Annotated in this window: 15 protein-coding genes; 8 read left to right on the top strand and 7 right to left on the bottom strand. The window is 40.3% G+C overall.

What is annotated here, in order from left to right:
- Nucleotides 1-39: 39 nt before the first annotated feature.
- From DBR11_RS02025 to DBR11_RS02035, 3 genes are all read left to right on the top strand, one after another.
- Nucleotides 40-1,014, top strand: a complete 975-nt coding sequence (locus tag DBR11_RS02025) for a ribonucleoside-diphosphate reductase small subunit (protein ID WP_108549955.1) — start codon at nt 40-42, stop codon at nt 1,012-1,014.
- Between the two features lie 105 nt (nt 1,015-1,119).
- On the top strand, nt 1,120-3,498 hold the full coding sequence (locus tag DBR11_RS02030) for a ribonucleoside-diphosphate reductase subunit alpha (protein ID WP_108549943.1): 2,379 nt from the start codon (nt 1,120-1,122) through the stop codon (nt 3,496-3,498).
- A 138-nt stretch (nt 3,499-3,636) separates the two neighbouring features.
- Entirely contained in the window at nt 3,637-3,840 is a 204-nt protein-coding gene (locus tag DBR11_RS02035) for a cysteine-rich CWC family protein (protein WP_108549944.1), read from the top strand.
- 76 nt (nt 3,841-3,916) lie between these two features.
- Here DBR11_RS02035 and DBR11_RS02040 read toward each other — a convergent pair whose 3' ends face one another.
- The 3 genes from DBR11_RS02040 to DBR11_RS02050 form a co-directional block, all read right to left on the bottom strand.
- Nucleotides 3,917-5,554, bottom strand: a complete 1,638-nt coding sequence (locus tag DBR11_RS02040; protein WP_158275188.1) for a SusD/RagB family nutrient-binding outer membrane lipoprotein — start codon at nt 5,552-5,554, stop codon at nt 3,917-3,919.
- Nucleotides 5,555-5,577: 23 nt separating this feature from the next.
- Nucleotides 5,578-8,952, bottom strand: coding sequence for a SusC/RagA family TonB-linked outer membrane protein (locus DBR11_RS02045; RefSeq protein ID WP_233260615.1), 3,375 nt, complete (start codon nt 8,950-8,952; stop codon nt 5,578-5,580).
- 104 nt (nt 8,953-9,056) lie between these two features.
- Nucleotides 9,057-10,241, bottom strand: a complete 1,185-nt coding sequence (locus DBR11_RS02050; protein WP_108549946.1) for an ROK family protein — start codon at nt 10,239-10,241, stop codon at nt 9,057-9,059.
- Nucleotides 10,242-10,600: 359 nt separating this feature from the next.
- On the opposite strand from DBR11_RS02050, the gene DBR11_RS02055 reads away from it, so the two are divergent.
- The 3 genes from DBR11_RS02055 (at nt 10,601) to fabG (ending at nt 13,381) form a co-directional block, all read left to right on the top strand.
- A complete protein-coding gene (locus DBR11_RS02055) occupies nt 10,601-11,476 on the top strand; it encodes a carbon-nitrogen hydrolase (RefSeq protein WP_108549947.1) in 876 nt (291 codons plus the stop codon).
- Nucleotides 11,460-12,527 (top strand): agmatine/peptidylarginine deiminase, encoded by a 1,068-nt coding sequence (locus tag DBR11_RS02060; protein WP_108549948.1) that lies wholly within the window; start codon nt 11,460-11,462, stop codon nt 12,525-12,527. Before DBR11_RS02055 ends, DBR11_RS02060 begins: the two co-directional genes overlap by 17 nt.
- A 110-nt stretch (nt 12,528-12,637) precedes the next feature.
- Complete coding sequence (gene fabG / locus DBR11_RS02065) at nt 12,638-13,381, top strand: 3-oxoacyl-[acyl-carrier-protein] reductase (RefSeq protein ID WP_108549957.1); 744 nt, start codon at nt 12,638-12,640, stop codon at nt 13,379-13,381.
- Nucleotides 13,382-13,383: 2 nt separating this feature from the next.
- Here fabG and DBR11_RS02070 read toward each other — a convergent pair whose 3' ends face one another.
- The gene (locus tag DBR11_RS02070; protein WP_108549949.1) at nt 13,384-14,121 is read right to left on the bottom strand and encodes a murein L,D-transpeptidase family protein; all 738 of its coding nucleotides are present in this window, start codon (nt 14,119-14,121) and stop codon (nt 13,384-13,386) included.
- Between the two features lie 97 nt (nt 14,122-14,218).
- On the opposite strand from DBR11_RS02070, the gene DBR11_RS02075 reads away from it, so the two are divergent.
- Nucleotides 14,219-16,300 (top strand): hypothetical protein, encoded by a 2,082-nt coding sequence (locus DBR11_RS02075; protein WP_108549950.1) that lies wholly within the window; start codon nt 14,219-14,221, stop codon nt 16,298-16,300.
- Between the two features lie 10 nt (nt 16,301-16,310).
- The gene (locus tag DBR11_RS02080; RefSeq protein WP_108549951.1) at nt 16,311-16,922 is read left to right on the top strand and encodes a trimeric intracellular cation channel family protein; all 612 of its coding nucleotides are present in this window, start codon (nt 16,311-16,313) and stop codon (nt 16,920-16,922) included.
- Here the strand turns inward: DBR11_RS02080 and DBR11_RS02085 are convergent.
- From DBR11_RS02085 to aqpZ, 3 genes are all read right to left on the bottom strand, one after another.
- Nucleotides 16,919-17,218 (bottom strand): septum formation initiator family protein, encoded by a 300-nt coding sequence (locus DBR11_RS02085; protein ID WP_108549952.1) that lies wholly within the window; start codon nt 17,216-17,218, stop codon nt 16,919-16,921. The genes DBR11_RS02080 and DBR11_RS02085 overlap by 4 nt on opposite strands.
- An 87-nt stretch (nt 17,219-17,305) precedes the next feature.
- Nucleotides 17,306-18,601 (bottom strand): phosphopyruvate hydratase, encoded by a 1,296-nt coding sequence (eno, locus tag DBR11_RS02090; RefSeq protein WP_108549953.1) that lies wholly within the window; start codon nt 18,599-18,601, stop codon nt 17,306-17,308.
- Nucleotides 18,602-18,803: 202 nt separating this feature from the next.
- Nucleotides 18,804-19,493 (bottom strand): aquaporin Z, encoded by a 690-nt coding sequence (gene aqpZ / locus DBR11_RS02095; RefSeq protein WP_108549954.1) that lies wholly within the window; start codon nt 19,491-19,493, stop codon nt 18,804-18,806.
- Nucleotides 19,494-19,560: the final 67 nt, after the last annotated feature.

The raw sequence follows: 19,560 nt of genomic DNA on the forward strand, positions 1-19,560 counted from the left end.
ATCTACTATATATTAATCACTCATTAAAAAGAAATGCTTATGCAGGAAGAAGAAGTACTATTGAAAGAAAATAAGGATCGTTTTGTCCTTTTGCCTATTAAATATCCGGCTATCTGGGAAATGTATAAGAAGAGTGAGGCCAGCTTCTGGACTGCTGAAGAGATTGACCTTTCAGATGATCAGAAACACTGGGATAATTTGAATGATGGTGAGCGTCACTTCATTTCTCATATACTTGCTTTTTTCGCGGCGAGTGATGGTATCGTAAATGAAAACCTGGCTGTTAATTTTATGAGTGAGGTGCAGTTACCTGAGGCACGCTGTTTCTATGGTTTCCAGATTATGATGGAGAATATACACTCAGAAACTTATGCATTGCTGATTGACACCTATATTAAAGATCCTGAAGAGAAAGATAGGCTATTCCATGCAGTTGAAACGGTGCCTTGTGTAAAAAGAAAGGCAGAATGGGCGTTGCGCTGGATTGAGGGCGGTGACTTTGCCGAAAGACTGGTCGCTTTTGCTGCAGTAGAAGGTATATTCTTTAGCGGAAGCTTCTGTTCTATTTTCTGGTTAAAGAAAAGAGGTCTGATGCCTGGATTGACATTTAGTAATGAGTTGATATCCAGAGATGAAGGTATGCATTGTGAATTTGCCTGCCTGCTATACAAAATGTTGAAAAACAGATTGAGCGAAGAGGTTGTACATGGTATCATCAGCGATGCTGTAGAGATTGAAAAAGAGTTCATTACTGATGCCTTACCTGTTGCCCTGATTGGAATGAATGCGAAACTGATGTCACAGTATATTGAGTTTGTTGCAGACCGCTGGTTACAAGAGTTGGGGTATAGCAAAATATATAATACAACCAATCCGTTTGATTTTATGGAGATGATTTCTCTGCAGGGCAAAACGAATTTCTTTGAAAAACGTGTTGGTGATTATCAAAAAAGCGGTGTACTGACCTCTACAGAAGATAAAGCCTCAGCTTTCTCTCTTGATGATGACTTTTAACACAATGGCTGAAGCCATACATAATTAACGAATTAAAGAAAACCGGTGCCGCTGTAAAATTGCTTTCAACAATTTGATACGCACCAATCAAATACCCGGAAAAATATGTTTGTACAAAAAAGAGATGGCCGCAAGGAAGCGGTAAGATTTGATAAGATAACTGCTCGGATTGAGAAGTTATGCTATGGTTTTAACGCGGAACTGGTTGATCCGATTGACGTAGCCAAGAAAGTAATTGAAGGTTTATATGACGGAGTAACAACGTCTGAACTAGACAATCTGGCTGCTGAAACTGCTGCCTCTTTAACCACAAAGCATCCTGATTATGCTTTGTTGGCTTCCCGGATAGCGGTTTCTAACCTACATAAAAACACAACTAAGTCATTTTCCAAAACAATGGAAATGCTGTACAATTATGTAGATGAAAAGACAGGTAAATCAGCTTCGCTGATCGCTGATGACGTTTGGGAAGTGATCAAAGAAAATGCTGATATCCTGGATAGCACAATTATCTATGACCGTGATTTTGGATTTGATTATTTTGGATTTAAAACACTGGAAAAATCATATCTTTTAAAAATCGAAGGGCAGATCGTAGAACGTCCACAGCACTTGTTTATGCGCGTTTCTGTGGGAATCCACAAAGGAGATATAGAGAGCGCAATCGCCACCTATAACTTAATGAGTGAGCGTTGGTTTACGCACGCTACACCAACTTTATTTAATGCGGCTACACCTAAACCTCAAATGTCTTCCTGCTTTTTGTTAACCATGCAGGATGATAGTATTGAAGGAATTTACGATACATTAAAACAGACTGCTAAGATTTCTCAAAGTGCTGGAGGTATTGGCTTAAGTATTCATAATATCCGTGCTACAGGCTCTTATATTGGAGGAACCAATGGAACCAGTAATGGTATTGTACCGATGTTGAAGGTGTTTAATGATACTGCCCGTTATGTAGATCAGGGTGGAGGTAAACGTAAAGGTGCTTTTGCTATTTACCTGGAGCCCTGGCATGCAGATGTTTTCAGTTTCCTTGACTTACGTAAAAATCATGGTAAAGAAGAGCTGCGTGCGCGTGATCTGTTCTATGCCTTATGGGTTTGTGATTTGTTTATGAGACGTGTAGAGGAAAATGGCGATTGGAGTTTATTCTGTCCGCATGAAGCACCAGGCTTGGCCGATTGCTTTGGCGAAGAGTTTGATGCTTTATATGAGCGCTATGAAAAAGAAGGCCGTGCACGTAAAACAATTAAAGCACAGGAACTTTGGTTTGCTATCCTGGATTCACAAATTGAAACTGGTACACCTTATTTGCTGTATAAAGATGCTGCAAATAGTAAATCTAATCAGCAGAACCTGGGTACCATAAAAAGTTCCAACTTGTGTACTGAGATTATAGAATATACTTCTAAAGACGAGGTTGCTGTATGTAACCTGGCTTCTTTGGCTTTACCAAGATATGTCATCAATGGTGAGTTTGATCATCAAAAATTATATGATGTAACTTATCAGGCGACCTTAAACCTGAATAAGATCATCGATCATAACTACTACCCGGTAGAAGAAGCGAAAAATTCTAACATGCGCCACAGACCTATCGGTCTAGGTGTTCAGGGATTGGCTGATGCTTTTATTCTGATGCGTTTGCCATTTGAGAGTGAGGGGGCGAAAATCCTGAACAAAGAGATCTTTGAAACGATCTATTTTGCGGCCATGAATGCTTCTCATGATCTGGCTGTTAAACATGGTCCTTATCAGACTTTTGAAGGTTCTCCATTGTCTAAAGGTAAATTCCAGTTTGATCTTTGGAATGTACAACCGGATAGTAACCGTTGGGATTGGGAAACTTTACGTGAAAAAGTAGTAAAAAATGGTGTTTATAACTCTCTTTTAGTTGCCCCAATGCCAACTGCTTCTACTTCTCAGATTTTAGGCAACAACGAGTGCTTTGAGCCTTATACGTCTAATATCTATACCAGAAGGGTATTGAGCGGAGAATTCATCGTTGTAAATAAGCATTTATTAAAAGATTTAGTTGCTTTAGGTCTATGGACTCCTGCAATGAAAGACAGGATCATTTTAGCTAATGGTTCTATCCAGGATATTGCAGAGATCCCTGATTATATTAAAGAACTGTATAAAACGGTTTGGGAAATCAAGATGCGCAGCATTATTGACATGGCTGCAGACCGTGGTGCTTATATTTGCCAGTCTCAGTCACTGAATCTGTTTATCAATGCACCAAATACATCTAAGTTAACTTCAATGCATTTCTATGCATGGAAAAAAGGCTTAAAAACAGGTATGTATTATCTGCGTACACAGGCTGCTTCTCAAGCTGTTAAATTTACAGTAGAAAATCAGGCTGGTAAGAACATGGAGCCTGTTATTCCTGCGCATATTGAAACAAGTGCTGAGGAGATTATTGAAGGACCGGTATGTACTATGGAAGAGGGCTGCATTAGCTGTTCAGGATAGTTTATATAAATTTTCAATTATACAATCAGGAGTAAGATGCATTTCTTACTCCTTTTTTATGTTTAAAGCACAATCTTTAATTTGTCATTTTCTTTTTGCGGAACAGGCATTTGTACCACATCATGTATCTTTGTAAAAATGACTAAACACGAGATCATACCCTGTGAACGCTGCGGCACACCTATCGAGTGTAAGGCAAATGCCTACACAAAGTGTCAATGCAGTGTTGTTCAGCTGGATTTAAATGAGGTACAGTATATAAGTGAACTGTATGATGGCTGTTTATGTGCTAAATGCCTTTTTGAATTGCAGGAGGAGTATAAGGGAAATCTCAGCATTTAATAGATCTTTGTTTAAAATTATGAGCTAAATATAAAGGCCTCAGAATCAGATTCTGAGGCCTTCACTTTACAAGGATTTATTTTGTTATCCAAAGTTTTGTACTCATGAGGTCACCTCCGCTAGTTGCAGCTTTCCAATTGTTAAAGTTGTAATCCTGCTCTGTAGAAGGGTACTGAACACGTTGGTAGCTTCCATAAGTCTGGGTGTAATAACTAGAGTTGCTGGCCTCCATAGGGGTTTTTCCTCCCGTTCTTCTCATTAAGGTCCAGGCTTCCCAGGGTTGACGGAACAAGTCTATCCATTCCTGTGCATAGATCTGTGTTAAGGCATTGTTTGGGTTAGCAGAATCGAAACGTACTGCCGAATTTTGCTGATAAGCTGTAATATCCGCTGAACTTGGCAGGCCAGTTGGTTTATTGACTACCCATACCTGTGAGTTCATTGCCTGTTGCGTCCAGAAATTTAGGGAGGCGGCAATTCCCGCATTATATTCTGTTTGGGCTGTGGAGGGGTTCATTCCAACGCCTGCAATACCACGAATATAAACTTCTGCTTTTAAGAAATGTACTTCGGCAGCCGTCATAAATAATTCAGGAATATTCTTATCCCGACCCCAGTAATAATTGAAGTCTGCATAGTTGTTAACTGTTGGAGGATTCCCGTTGCCATTTTTATTTGCCCAGTCTTTATCTCTTATGCCTTTGTTGTATGGATCTCCGCCATCGGTAATGGAGCCAGAGGTTGGATTTTGTGGAAATGGATTCCACTGACCGGCATTATTGGGCTCAAAAAATATTTTGCACCTCAAATCAAAAATTCCACTTCCGTCCAGATTATTGTTGCTAGACATGAGTTTCCACATGGTGGTACCCATGCGTAAACGGCATTCCTGTCCAAAAGAAAATTCTCTGCCGCCCAAATCCAGGTTCGGAACATTTGATGGATAGAAACCAACATTGTCTGTCGAATAATCGGATAATAACGGCTTATTTAAAGCGTCGGCAATATGTGGCGTTGCATCGGCTTGATCTTTGTCATACATTGTTAAAGCGACACGTAAGCGAAAGGAATTCGCGAATTTTATCCATTGCGGTATATTGTTTTGCAGAATGAGATCAGCAGATCCCAGTGATACCTGTGATCCGTCTGATGCAGAGAAATGGTTAATCGCCCAGACAAGGTCGTTCAGGCAAGCCACATAAATAGCTTGTTGTTTGTCGTAGGCGACTTTATAATTGGCAGAATTACCGTTGTAGGCGAACCCTGCTTTGAAATAAGGCATATCTCCATAAAAGTTAGTCAATTTGATGGCTTGATAGGCCCGGAGCACCCTCATCATCGCCTTTAAATTGGTAAAGGTCGCAGAATCAGGTCTAGCTGAGATCACATCCATCATCGTATTGTAATTGGAAAGATTGTGGTAAAAATTAGTCCATTCACTTGCCGGACCGCCATCATAGGAATAATCAGATCTGGTATAAACCGCACCTTGTTGCGAAAGGGGATACCACCAGCCGTTCATGGTGGCCTGATCTCCATAAGTTGTAAATAAATTACTTAAAAAACCAGTGTACAACTGCTGGGGACTGGCTGTAGTTGAACCATTCCAGGGTGTGTTTATTTTTTCGAAATTTTTAGTACAGGAAACAAAAGTTCCAAAAACCATCAGGATAGCCAAGATCCTCCTGGTTGTACTATTTCTTGTCTGTTTCATAAAATAAGTTATTAAATGAGTTCTTAAAAACCTGCTTTTAGGGATAGTCCAAATGAGCGCACGCCTGGTAACTGTCCCCATTGTATACCTTGCACATTACCTGTTCCATTAACCCCCTCGGGGTTCAGGTGGTCAGGTAGGGTAGTGAACAAATAGAACAGGTCCCTTCCAATTAAAGAAATGGATAAATTCTGTACCACTTTCGTTCTTTGTATCACTTTATCCGGTACTTTATAGGTAAAGTTTACTTCTCTTAATTTGCCCCAGCTGTTGGTAAATATGGCGTTGCTTCTTACCAACGGAACATTGCTCCAGGATTGGTAATTTCCAGCATATTTCCACCAAGAGTTGACCACTGCAGTATTGGGATTTCCGTCGGCAGTCACACCAGGTAAAATGACCCCAACATTTGCCTTGGTACCATCAGGAAAGGTATAAGGCAGGCCTCCTCCGTTTCTTTCAAAAAGAGTTTCCGGTGCCATTCCCTGTCCCATCATAGATGAATAATCTGCAGACCAGATCTGACCACCTACTTTGAAATCGGTAGATACATATAAGCTGAAATTTTTATAACGGAAAGTATTGGATATTCCTCCGGTGAGTTTAGGTGTCGAATTTCCGATTTTAACTACTGATGAAGTTGGTACGTACTGGGAGCCGATTACATTTCCACTCGCATCGGTGATGTTATTTACAATCTTTTGCCCGTTTTTATCATAGGTATAATCATAGCCATAAATAGTTCCATAATTGTCACCAACGCGAGCATTCATATTGACACCATTACCCCCAAACCATGAACCAAGAGGAATCTGGTCTACATCTGGTGCGATAGAAACAACTTTATTTTGATTGTGCGCTCCGTTTACCGTGATGTCCCAGCTGAAATTAGTGCTTTGGACTGCTTTTGCATTGATTATAAATTCAAAACCTTTATTTCTCAGGGCACCGCTGTTGATCACTACACGATCCGAACCAGAAGAGGTAGCGATATTGACCGGAAGAATCTGATCATATGAATAGATATTGTAATAAGAAAGGTTTAAATTGATTCTGTTGCCAAAAAAGCCCAGATCCGTACCGATCTCAAAAGATCTGGCTTTTTGAGGAGGAAGAAGCAGTGCAGGTAATATAGAAGGCACAGTTAAACCGCTGATAAAACCACCAAGAGTAGGCTGAGTATAATTGAAAATAGTTTGGTAAGGAATGGTTCCGTTGGCACTGCTGGACGCTGCAAAACGGAGTTTTCCGAAACTTAACCAATTTTTAACCGCATCCATTTTTAAAGCATCAGTAAAGACGAAACTTAAACTGGCAGAGGGGTAGAAAAAGGAAAGATTAGATTTAGGCAGAGTAGAAGACCAGTCATTCCGTCCGGTTAATTCCAGGAACAGGTATTTTTTATAGGTTAAATTTAAGATTCCATAAACGGAATTGATCTCACTTTCCGATCTGTTTTCCGTAGGTAATGGAAAAGGGTTGGTACCCGCATAATTTGTTAAATTATAGGTAAATGGATAGAGAAATGGGCCTGGATTCTTAGCATACAGATCGTATAATTTGTAATGATAATTGCTGGCCCCTCCAGTAAAACTCGCATCCAGATCTTTAAACAGATCATCTTTATGGGCTGTAAACATTCCATCGAAGTTAACAGTGGTTACTTTAGATAAGTCATTAGAGTAGGAGCCTCCTGCTAATCCCTCAGAATCTGTAGGTTTATTTCTGTTCTCGAATTGATTGGTGTAGTAATTGACACCGGCATGGCCTGTTGCGTTTAACCAGGGAAGTAATTCGGCGGTTAACTTGACAGATCCAAGTAACTGATTCTGAGTGTAGGTCTGATTGTTTTCCATCGTAGTCCACCAGTAATTCTGCATCCCCATACTTGGATAGGGACTGTTGTTCACTGTATTTGTATTCTGTGATCCATCCGAGTTGTAAGTAAGACCTCTTTCCAGTGGTTTATAGTCTGCCGGCAATCCATACATCGTGATATAGCCAGTACTTGGTACAGCATTCCCATCCTGATCATATCCAGTGGTATTGGGAACATTAAGTCTTTTCAAATTGGTGTAGCTGGTGGTCGCCTCTACTTTTACCTTTTTGCTGACATTAATGGAAGAACCCAGATTAAAGACATTCTGATTGGAATTGCTGTTATAGGTTATGGCATCATTTGCTGTATTGGTGTAAGAAAATCGCAGCGTACCAACATCACCAGCGCCGGAGAAAGCAACATTGTGTGTAGTGGTATGCCCAGTTTTATAAAAGCTTTTAAAAATATTGGAATTACCAGTATAGGGCTGTGTAGATCCGTCCCACCAAACCAAAGGTTGCCCATTCATTTTCGGTCCCCAGGAAGCACCGTCTCCGGGAAAGCCAATGTAGGTATAAAACGGGTTTCCACCAGGGATATTGGCATGCGGGCCATATTGATCATTTTCTGTGAATTGCCTGTCTTTGCCATTGGTATCTTTATAGAATGCCGGGTTTGCAGAATATAGGGTTTCTGTCATGCCGCTTCCGTATTGATCCTGCATTTTGACAAATCGATAAGGATCGTTCCAGCGGTTGGAAAAATTGTAGGTTATCCCCAGACCTTTTTCTTTTCCTCCCTTTTTTGTCGTAATCAGGATTACCCCATTTGCTCCCCTTGCACCATATAGTGCTGCTGCGGTAGGCCCTTTTAGCACGTTAATGCTTTCTACATCATCCGGGTTTACTGTGTTCAGAAATGAGCCATAATCTGTACCCTGAGAGGATTTTACATCAGTATTATTCCCTGTGAAATTTTGGGCGGAAAGATTATTCCCCTTTTGCATGATTGGTTCATTATCTACCATTACGCCATCAACAACAATTAAGGGTTGGTTGTTGCCCAGTAAGCTGTTGTTGCCGCGAATGATAATGCGGGAGGAGCTCCCTTCTACACCGTTTGGTACAGAGATATTCAAACCGGCAGATTTCCCCTGTAAACCCAGAGCAATGCTGGGTGGGTTTGCTTCGTTCATCGTGGCACCGGAAACCGTTTGTGCAGAATAACCTATCGAACGAGCTTCTCTCTTAATACCCAATGCTGTTACAACAACTTCATTCAATGTGCTCTGATCTTCTACAAGTAAAATATCTACTGTATTGCCTGTTGGTGTAACTTCCTGTCGTTTATATCCGATCGCGCTAAATACTAAAGTAGAATTGGGGGGTGCCGAAATCAAAAATTTTCCTGTGGCATTTGTTTGAGTTGCATTTGAGGTACCTTTGATCAACACACTTACTCCAGGTAAAGGGCCTGCAGCATCTTTTACCGTTCCGGTAATCTTATTTTGTCCATAAGCAGCTATAGTTAGAAAACTTAATAGCATGGCACTTAAGTACATTAAGTATATTTTTTTCATTGCTTTAAAGGTTAAGTTTAGTTTTAGTCTCGTTGTAACAGGTAGGATGTGTCGGATGGAGTTTTTATTTTTGCATAGGCATTGGTTTAACTTTGGTTATGCGTTTAGTTAAATTGACTTTTTTCTACAAGTAAACTTGCTGCGGCGAGCAATTCTGCCTGGTCTCCAAGTTTTGACAAAGCAATCTGCGTTTGTTCAGAAATTCTTGGAATACAAAATTCATTAATAGCTTGTTGTATAGAAGGTAAAAGCATTTTTCCGGCCCGGGCACCTCTTCCGCTTAAAACAATCTGCTCTGGGTTCATAATGTGGATAAGTACGGCCAATCCCTTTCCAATCTGGAAAGCAGCACCAGACAATATGGATACTGCCAGTGGATCCTGTTTGACTACCGCATCAAGGAAATGTTCTGCTGACTCTTTCGCATTATCATTAAATAATTGCTGCATGCTTGATGCAGCTCCACCGGATATCTCTTTTTTAGCTTTGTCTACCATCACCAGCAGAGAAGTATCCACCTCCAGGCAGCCTCTTTTTCCGCAGGCACATAGGTTGTTGGAATTTGACAAAGGGATATGGCTAAATTCACCAGCATAGCCCGTACTACCCCTATAAAGTTTTCCGTCAACAATAATCCCAAGGCCGGTACCCCACCCTATATTAACTACCATGACATCCTTTTTGCCTACGGAGGCCCCAAAACGTAATTCAGCCATAGCTATTAAACTGGAGTCATTATCCAGGTAAACAGGTAGCTTTAATCTTAGAGTTAAAATATCCCGGAGATTGGAGCCTTCTACAATTAAATAAGATTCATTTATTCCTTCGGCTTCATTAACAAATCCAGGCATACCAATTCCAACACCCAAGATGTCTTTATAGTCCAGTCCCGATTGTTGTATGTTTCTTTCTATAAATTCAGTCAAAGTGTTTGTTGCCTCAGGCGATGATATATCCAGGGTAATCTGTTTTACACCATAAACGGGCTGGCCGGAAAGGTCATAAATCGCCATTTGGCTAATCATCTGATCCATGGCTACAGCCACCAGGAATTTTTGTTTTTGATGATTTAGTAAGAAGAGGTGTGGTCTTCGTCCTCCTGTGGAGGGCGCTAAACCTTGCTCTATAATGTATTCTTCTTCGATGAGGCTGTTCACCACAGAGGTGACCAGCGGTAAACTTTTCTTGGTAAGTTCACTTAATTCTTTTAGAGAGAGTACCTTTTTATGGTAGAGTTCTTTGATGATCTCCGCTCTCAGTTGTTGACTTTTTTCAGTAGGCGCAGGCATATCTAATCAACTATATTTGGTTATGTTGATTAAACTTAATAAAAAAATAAAAAAGAAACAAATTCTTCTTTATTTTTTTATTAAGATTTACTTTGGATAAAATATAAAATACGAAATATCTTGCTAAAATCGGTATTTATATTTTTATAGCTGAAATACAGTTGAATATGTGTTTTTTCTTTTGCGGTGTTTATTTTCTTTATTGTTAATTTTTAGATAAATAAACTATTGTATAGGAGGTATAGATCTTAACTATAATCCCTTGAAGATGTGATCTCTCCTGGGCAGGCCAAGGCTTTCAGGTTTATCCTTTTAGCTTCAACCTTTTTGGTTAACTTTGCAGTATAATTTTTTGAAGAATGGCTAAAGTACAAGTTGGATTGGTGCAGATGAGCTGTACCAGTAATAAACAGGAAAATTTAGATAAAGCGATTGTTAAAATTCGTGAAATAGCAGCACAGGGTGCACAGGTAGTTTGTTTACAGGAACTATTCACCTCTCTTTATTTTTGTGACGAAGAGAACTACGAGAACTTTAAACTTGCAGAAGCGATTCCGGGTCCGTCAACAGATGTGCTTTCTAAAGTAGCAGCTGAACTGAATGTGGTTATTGTGGCCTCTCTGTTCGAGAAAAGAGCTGAAGGATTGTATCACAATACAACTGCAGTTTTAGATGCAGATGGAACTTACCTGGGTAAGTATCGTAAAATGCATATTCCGGATGATCCAGGTTTTTATGAAAAATTCTATTTCACCCCAGGTGATTTAGGTTATAAAGTATTCAAAACCAAATTTGCGAAGATCGGGGTTTTAATATGCTGGGATCAATGGTATCCGGAAGCGGCCCGCTTAACGGCTTTAATGGGGGCAGACTTCCTGGTGTATCCAACCGCAATAGGCTGGGCAACAACACAGGATAGTGAAACCAATAAAGAACAATATAATGCCTGGCAGACTATACAGCGCTCCCATGCAATTGCTAATGGGGTCCCAGTGGTTAGCATTAATCGCGTTGGAGAAGAAGCAGGGGTCGAGTTTTGGGGAGGATCTTTCGTATCCAATCCTTTTGGAACCCTTTTGTACCAGGCTTCCCATAATGCAGAAGAATTAAAAGTAGTAGAACTGGATCTGTCCAATTCAGACAGCTACAGAACGCACTGGCCTTTTTTAAGAGACAGACGAATTGATAGTTATTCACAAATTACAAAAAGATATATAGATGACGAATCTATTTAAGGATAGTCCAAAGCAAGCAGGATTTACCTTTCCTGCAGAATGGGCTCCGCATGAGGCAACCTGGCTAAGCTGGCCACATAAGGAAGCTTCATGGCCAGGAAAGATAGAAACAATTTATGCGCCTTATTGCGCATTTATAAAAATTGTTGCAGAAGGAGAGAAAGTACGGATTAATATTAATGATGAAGCTACAAAAGCTTTTGCTACTGCAGAATTAGAGAAGGCAGGTGCAGATTTAGCTAATATTGAATTTTATTTTCATCCTACAAATGATGCCTGGTGCCGGGACCACGGACCTGCTTTCTTGCTGAATAATGATGGTACGCAGAAAGCTGTTGTAGACTGGGGTTATAATGCCTGGGGCGGCAAGTATCCTCCATTTGATCTAGATGATGTAATTCCAACTAAGATAGCCGAGCATTTCAACTTGCCTTTGTACACTCCGGATATTGTTATGGAAGGCGGTTCTGTTGAATTCAATGGTGCAGGTACTATTTTAACAACAACTGCATGCTTGTTAAATGAAAATCGTAATCCTCATTTAAATAAAGAACAAATAGAAGCTTACCTCAAATCATTTTATGGCGCGGAACAGATATTATGGCTCGGAGATGGGATCGTTGGAGACGACACCGATGGACATATTGACGATATCACCAGGTTTGTAAACGAGAATACGGTATTGACCGTTGTAGAAAGTAATCCGCTGGATGAAAACTACCTTCTGTTACAGGAAAACCTGGAAGCGCTGAAAGAAATGCGTTTGCTCAATGGTAAACCATTGAATATTGTCGAGCTGCCCATGCCGTCACCAGTAATTCATGAGGACACGCGCTTACCAGCCTCTTATGCCAATTTCTATATTGCTAATAAATCTGTTGTGGTACCTACTTTCAGAGATGTGAATGATTCGATAGCTTTGGATATTATTCAAAAGGTATTTCCAGACAGAACGGTAGTAGGTATAGATTCAACAGATATTATCTGGGGCTTGGGTAGTTTCCATTGTTTAAGTCAGCAGGAGCCGGCCATAAAATCAAATAAGAACTAAATTCATATAACCAAACATTTGTAATGAAACCATCATGAGTTTACACTCACAAACACCATGAATAGACATGCATGATAGCGTCATCACCGATAAACAACAAATATATACTGATGAAATTACTAGAAGGAAAAACAGCACTAATTACAGGTGCTTCTAAAGGAATTGGCCGCAAGATAGCGGAAAAGTTTGCTGAACAAGGCGCTCACGTTGCATTTACCTACTTGTCTTCTGTTGAAAAGGGAGAAGCATTGGAGCAAGAGTTAAAAGCATATGGAACAACAGTTAAAGGCTACCGTTCAGATGCTTCTAAATTTGATCAGGCAGAAAAACTGATCAGTGATATCGTAGCTGACTTTGGAACAGTTGATATTGTGGTTAACAATGCAGGAATTACCAAAGACGGTTTGCTGATGCGAATGAGCGAAGAAAACTGGGATGAAGTGATTGATGTGAACCTAAAGTCTGTATTCAACATTACCAAGGCCGCCTCTAAAATCATGATGAAGAACCGTAAAGGTGTTTTTGTAAACCTGAGTTCAGTAGTTGGTGTACAGGGCAATGCGGGCCAAGCTAACTATGCCGCTTCTAAAGCAGGAATTATCGGGTTCTCTAAATCAGTAGCAAAAGAATTAGGGTCCAGAAATATCAGGACCAATGTTGTTGCACCAGGCTTTATCCGTACAGAAATGACAGAAGTACTGGATCCTAAAGTGGTAGAAGGATGGGAGCAGGGTATCCCTTTGAAAAGGGCTGGAGAAACAGAGGACGTGGCAAACGTGTGTCTTTTCCTGGCTTCGGATATGAGCGCTTACGTCACCGGACAAGTGTTGTCGGTTTGCGGCGGTATGCTATAATTCTAAGATTTAAATATATAGCCCCCGTTTGTAATTTGTACAACCGGGGGTTTTTTATGCCTAACGAAATAAGCATACCCCTGTTGCAGATTGGTCCAGAATAATTTTTGCTGCGGATACAGTGATAATTTTGATTTAACATTTTCATTGGTCATCCGGAAAGGGTAGATAGATACCGGAATTTCCTTCTGCCCGGCATTCCGGGCTTCTGTAGCCAATACATAAACTTCCTTAATCTTATCGTCGGTCAAGGGAATACATCCAACAGTCACCTGGTTTCCATGAATATAGATATCTCCGCCAGGTTTATTTTTTCCACTTCTGAAAAGATCCGCCTGGTTTGGATAATTGACGCCTAAAGACAAATAAAAATTGCTCTGCGGATTAAAAGCATTTATAGCATAATAGCCTTCGGGTGTCTGTCGATCGCCTTCTTTGATTTTAGGCCCAAGCGTACCAGAATGGGCGCTAAACTCGTAGCTTTTGAACAAGTTGTAAGTAGATTGGTTTTTGTTCTTTAACCAAACCTCCAGTTTTCCCTCATTTTTATAGGCAACAATATACATTTGAAACTCGTCGTTGATCCCCTTAATTTTTAAATCTTTTTTCAGGCCATTCCATTTATCGGAATAGGCAGTTTTTACCCTTTCAAAGCTAAGTTGCTGCTGCTTAAAACTATTTTGTGCGAATAAGGAACCCGACATGCTGAGGAGAAATATAATTTTAAACGTAATATTCATGTAATGCCTATTTATGTTTCCAAGTTACATTCAAATTTTTAAAATTTTAGCATCTTTACCCTAATGACTGTTTAATTTTTAAACAGAATCTGATACTATGGGGAACTCTTTTCATTTACAGGATTTGCTGATGCTCATTTGTTGCCTCATAGCCGGAGGGCTCCTGGCCTGGTTGTTATATGGGAAAACGAGATCCCTGAGCCCTAAATTGCGCATTTTTCTTACCAGTATGCGTGGATTTGGACTAGCGCTGGTTTTATGGCTTCTTTGTGCGCCACTGGTTAAACGGATTTCCTATATCCTGGAAAAGCCGGTTATTGTTATCGCCCAGGACAACTCTTTGTCAGTTGGACATATTGAACCTCCAGGATTTGTAAAAAAGAAATATGAGCAAGATTTGAAACAGCTTGCGGATCAGCTTGCCGATACCTATGAAGTAAGCGTGTACAACTTTAGCGACCATATAGCCACGGGGTTTGATTTTTCTAACAAAGGAAAACTAACAAATGCTTCGGCTTTAGTAGACAAACTAAATGATGAATTTCTGAACAGGAATGTAGGAGCAGTCATTTTAGCAACAGATGGAATTTTTAACCGGGGCGGAAACCCGGTCTATGCTGTTAACAAGCTAAAAGCGCCGGTATATACCATTGCTCTCGGAGATACAATTCCAAAACGAGATGTGCTCATTTCGAATGTGAATTACAACAACATGGTTTATCTGGGTAGTGATTTTAGTGTAGATGTACAGGTACAAGCCTTTGAAAGTAAAGGTGAACCGCTGACGCTTTCTGTTTTTGAGGGAGCAGGGAAAGTTCATGAAGAGAAAATCATTATTGATGCAAATACATTTGTTAAAAATATACAGGTTAAACTAAAAGCAGCTAAACTAGGATCCAGATCCTATAGAGTCGTACTGAGCCCATTAAAAAATGAGGTATCAACGCAAAACAATGCGCAGAATTTCGTTGTAGAGGTTATAGACGACAGGCAAAAAGTTTTAATAGCTGCTGCCGGTCCGCATCCTGATCTGGCGGTTTTAAAACAAGCTATAGAAACCAACAAACACTTTGAGGTGAAAACCATTTTAAACAAAGACCTGGATGCGGTTAATGTGAATGATTATGGCCTGGTAATTCTCTACCAGTTGCCAGACCGTCAGTTTAAAGCTGTACCCCTGATCATCAAACTGCAGGCATCTAAACGACCAGTTTGGTATATTCTCGGCGCGCAAACTGACTTTGTTGCCTTTAACCGCCTACAGCAACAAGTGAGTTTCAACAGTCCCGGTGACCGGCTACAGGAGAGCATCCCAATGGTAAATCCTGATTTTACCACCTTTGAACTCAATGAAACATCAAAAAAGAGTATTCAAAGTTATGACCCACTGCAAATACCCTATGGACAATTAAATGTCAATGGAGTTGCTTTAACGATGCTGAACCAAAAACAAATGAAAATTGGTTCTGATGTACCTCTGTGGTTTTTCATGTCCTCTGGCGAGCTTAAATCGTGTTATCTGATCGGAGAAGGGCTATGGAGATGGAAGCTAACTGAGGCAAGAAATAATTTGCCTGAAACTTTAAATCAACTGGTGCTGCAATCGGTTCAATACCTCACCGTTAAAGGTGATAAACGTAAATTTAAGGTTTATCCCTCAAAAACAAGTGTGGACGAAAATGAGTCTGTGGTTTTAAATGCCAGTCTTTACAATGATAACTATCAACCGGTAAATACACCAGACGTTACGGTTAGGATCCGTAATGAAGGTGGAAAGGTCTTTAATTTTACCTTTTCAAGATCAGAGAAAGCTTATCAGCTGGAGGTTGGCTTGTTGCCTCCGGGAACCTATACCTATTTCGCAGAGGCTTCAATGGGTGGTCGGAAATATACAGCCGAAGGCGTATTCTTTGTAAACCCTCTTTTTGTTGAATATCAGCAAACGACAGCAAATCATCAGTTGTTATATACCATCTCTGCACAAACTGGTGGAAAGATGTATGGACCGGAAGATCTTAAAAACCTGTTCAGAGAAATCAAAAACAAGGAGACTATAAAGACCCTAAGTTATGAAGACCTGAAGTATGAAGAATTAATTAACTTTAAATGGTTATTTGTACTGATCTTAGTGCTGCTAAGTACAGAATGGTTTGTGAGAAAGAGAAACGGTTTACACTAGTTAAAACAGTATGGAAATAAGTACGTCACAAACCATAGAGATTCTGGGTACAATTGCTTTTGCAATATCCGGTTCTTTTGCAGCTATGCAAAGACGGCTTGATCCCTTTGGCGTACTGATCATCGCTTTTGTCACTTCTATAGGAGGTGGTACCGTACGCGACTTATTATTGGGAGATACGCCTGTAGCCTGGATGAGAGATGTCAATTACTGCCTGCTGATCCTGATCACCTGTATAGCGACCATCTTTTTCAAAACACATATTAAAAAGTTTAAGGTAACACTCTTTCTCTTTGACTCTCTTGGTTTAGGCCTGTTTACCATGCTGGGCATTCAAAAAGGGATTTTGTTTGGTCTGAGCCCCGGAATTTGTGTGGCCCTGGGTACCATTACCGGATGTTTTGGGGGCGTCATCAGAGATACGCTTTTAAATACAATTCCGCTTATCTTTAAAAGAGAAATCTATGCAACAGCCTGTATTCTTGGTGGAATTTTATACTATGGACTGATCTATTTTAAGGTTGGGAACGATCTGGCCCGGATTACGGTGATTGCCTTTATTTTTGTATTTCGGATTATCGTAGTGAAATATAAGCTCACTTTGCCAAGATTTGGCTATTAGTCTTTAGGAGCTTCTTTGATAATGACAAAGACATCCTCGTTGTCTTTCTTCATAAAGTACTTTTCTCTGGCGAACTTTTCTGCGGTATTCAGATTGGTATTTAGTTCATTCAGGTCTTTCTTTACATGGGCCGTTTCTTTCTCATAGAAATCTTTTTCCTCCTGCAGTTTGTTTACTTCTGACCGGTACTCATACTGAGACAGCATGTCGTTCTTATCAAAGAACAGCATCCATACCACAAAAGCAGCAGCTGCTATGAAGTATTTGTTGCGGAAAAGATCAAGTAACCGATTCATAGACACAAATGTAAGGTAAAATTACTAAAAAGAAACGGCCCTTATTGAAAAATAAGAGCCGTTTCTTTTTATACAGAAGATTTTAAATTATTTCTTGAAGAATTTAAAATCTTTACCAATGAAACGTGCAGCAGCGCCTAGTTCTTCTTCAATACGAAGCAACTGGTTGTATTTTGCAATCCTGTCCGAACGTGAAGCAGATCCGGTTTTGATTTGACCGCAGTTTAATGCTACAGCTAGATCAGCAATCGTTGTATCTTCAGTTTCACCACTTCTGTGACTCATTACTGAAGTATAACCATTAGTTTGTGCTAAAGTAACCGCATTGATGGTTTCGGTTAAAGAACCGATTTGGTTCACTTTTACCAGGATTGAGTTTGCAGTATCCTGGTCTATACCAGTTTGCAAACGTTTAACGTTAGTCACAAACAAATCATCTCCAACCAACTGAACTTTATCGCCGATTTTTTCGGTTAACAATTTCCAGCCAGCCCAGTCATCTTCTGCCATACCATCTTCAATAGAGATGATTGGATATTTAGCCGCTAAACTAGCCAGATAGTCCACTTGCTCAGCGCTGGTGCGAATGGCACCTTTATCGCCTTCAAATTTAGTATAATCGTATTTACCGTCTTTGTAAAACTCTGAAGCTGCACAATCAAAAGCCAGGCAAATCTGCTCACCTGCTTTATAGCCTGCTTTTTCTATAGCCTTAATGATGGTTTCAACAGCATCTTCAGTACCTTCAAAAGTAGGTGCAAACCCACCCTCATCACCTACAGCAGTAGAAAGACCTCTGCTGTGCAGGATTGCTTTTAAGTTGTGGAATACTTCAGTACCCCATCTTAAAGCTTCTGAAAAAGAAGAAGCACCTACCGGCATGATCATGAATTCCTGGAATGCTATAGGGGCATCAGAGTGCGAACCGCCGTTCACAATATTCATCATAGGGATAGGTAAAGTATTGGCGTTAACCCCACCGATGTAACGGTATAAAGGCTGACGGCTTTCCTGAGCAGCAGCTTTAGCAACAGCTAAAGAAACACCAAGAATAGCATTTGCACCTAAATTACCTTTGTTCTCTGTTCCGTCCAGTTTGATCATCAGGTTGTCGATGGCATTTTGCTCAAATACATCTATACCTCTTAATTCAGCAGCAATCTTGTCATTAACATTGGCAACGGCTTTTAAAACACCCTTACCCATATATACAGACTTATCGTTATCACGAAGCTCCACTGCCTCGTGCATACCCGTAGAAGCACCAGATGGTACGGCCGCACGGCCTAGAACACCATTTTCTGTGATTACATCTACTTCAATTGTAGGATTGCCGCGGGAGTCAAGTATTTGCCGCGCATGAACATCGATTATTAAACTCATTTTTATTGGTTTTTATTTATAAATAAGCCTTAGTGTAGAAATTACAATTACTAAGGCAATATCCAAAGTTATAATAAATTTTAAATTATAGGCTTTGATAATGTTTTTTTTTGAATTAAGCCTTAGTTAACAAATAGTTATTGCAATAAAAAGGGGAGCCACCAATAGGTGATCCCCCTTTTTTAATACAGAATCATTACTATTATTTGGTCTCAATTTTAGATGCAAATACTGACCTGTATAGAACGCCGGCCAAAATTGCACCAATAATAGGAGCTACCCAGAATAACCAGAGTTGGCCTAAAGCTTCTCCTCCAACAAATATAGCCTGGCTGGTACTTCTGGCGGGATTGACAGAGGTATTGGTTACGGGAATACTCACTAGGTGAATAAGCGTTAGACTGAGCCCGATGCCTAAACCTGCAAAGCCTTGTGGTGCTTTGACATCAGTGGCGCCTAAGATAATAAGCAGAAACATGAAGGTCATTACGACCTCCGTAAGAAGAGCTGCCGTCATGTTGTACTTACCAGGAGAAAGATCTCCGTAACCATTTGTGGCAAAACTGCCAATAGAACTCCCGTTTCCCGTAACAATGACATAGAGAACGGCTGCTGCAGCGGTTCCCCCCAGAACCTGGGTGATAATGTAAGGGATCAGGTCTTTGCCCTCCATACGGCCGGCAATCCACATGCCTACCGATACTGCAGGATTCATGTGTGCAGAGAAATGGCCCATAGCATAAGCCATGGTCACTACTGTTAGGCCAAAAGCGAGGGATACTCCGGCAAAACCAATGCCTGCCCCAGGATAATTACAAGCAAGGACAGCGCTGCCGCAGCCGCCCAATACCAGCCAAAATGTTCCAATAAATTCTGCTGCTAATTTTTTCATACTTTACAGTGTTTAAATTTTTATTTGGTATTAAGGTGATCATGTATCTAATTTACAATAAATAATC

Origin of the sequence: Pedobacter sp. HMWF019 (assembly GCF_003061025.1) — a bacterium.
Lineage (GTDB): Bacteria > Bacteroidota > Bacteroidia > Sphingobacteriales > Sphingobacteriaceae > Pedobacter.

What these genes read in the sequence shown, in the direction of transcription:
- DBR11_RS02025 (WP_108549955.1), top strand. Translation starts at nt 40, where the DNA reads ATGCAGGAAGAAGAAGTACTATTGAAAGAAAATAAGGATCGTTTTGTC.
- aqpZ (WP_108549954.1), bottom strand. Translation starts at nt 19,493, where the DNA reads ATGAAAAAATTAGCAGCAGAATTTATTGGAACATTTTGGCTGGTATTG.
- DBR11_RS02075 (WP_108549950.1), top strand. Translation starts at nt 14,219, where the DNA reads ATGGGGAACTCTTTTCATTTACAGGATTTGCTGATGCTCATTTGTTGC.
- DBR11_RS02030 (WP_108549943.1), top strand. Translation starts at nt 1,120, where the DNA reads ATGTTTGTACAAAAAAGAGATGGCCGCAAGGAAGCGGTAAGATTTGAT.
- DBR11_RS02060 (WP_108549948.1), top strand. Translation starts at nt 11,460, where the DNA reads ATGACGAATCTATTTAAGGATAGTCCAAAGCAAGCAGGATTTACCTTT.
- DBR11_RS02085 (WP_108549952.1), bottom strand. Translation starts at nt 17,218, where the DNA reads ATGAATCGGTTACTTGATCTTTTCCGCAACAAATACTTCATAGCAGCT.
- DBR11_RS02035 (WP_108549944.1), top strand. Translation starts at nt 3,637, where the DNA reads ATGACTAAACACGAGATCATACCCTGTGAACGCTGCGGCACACCTATC.
- DBR11_RS02045 (WP_233260615.1), bottom strand. Translation starts at nt 8,952, where the DNA reads ATGAAAAAAATATACTTAATGTACTTAAGTGCCATGCTATTAAGTTTT.
- DBR11_RS02080 (WP_108549951.1), top strand. Translation starts at nt 16,311, where the DNA reads ATGGAAATAAGTACGTCACAAACCATAGAGATTCTGGGTACAATTGCT.
- DBR11_RS02050 (WP_108549946.1), bottom strand. Translation starts at nt 10,241, where the DNA reads ATGCCTGCGCCTACTGAAAAAAGTCAACAACTGAGAGCGGAGATCATC.
- DBR11_RS02040 (WP_158275188.1), bottom strand. Translation starts at nt 5,554, where the DNA reads ATGAAACAGACAAGAAATAGTACAACCAGGAGGATCTTGGCTATCCTG.
- eno (WP_108549953.1), bottom strand. Translation starts at nt 18,601, where the DNA reads ATGAGTTTAATAATCGATGTTCATGCGCGGCAAATACTTGACTCCCGC.
- DBR11_RS02070 (WP_108549949.1), bottom strand. Translation starts at nt 14,121, where the DNA reads ATGAATATTACGTTTAAAATTATATTTCTCCTCAGCATGTCGGGTTCC.
- fabG (WP_108549957.1), top strand. Translation starts at nt 12,638, where the DNA reads ATGAAATTACTAGAAGGAAAAACAGCACTAATTACAGGTGCTTCTAAA.
- DBR11_RS02055 (WP_108549947.1), top strand. Translation starts at nt 10,601, where the DNA reads ATGGCTAAAGTACAAGTTGGATTGGTGCAGATGAGCTGTACCAGTAAT.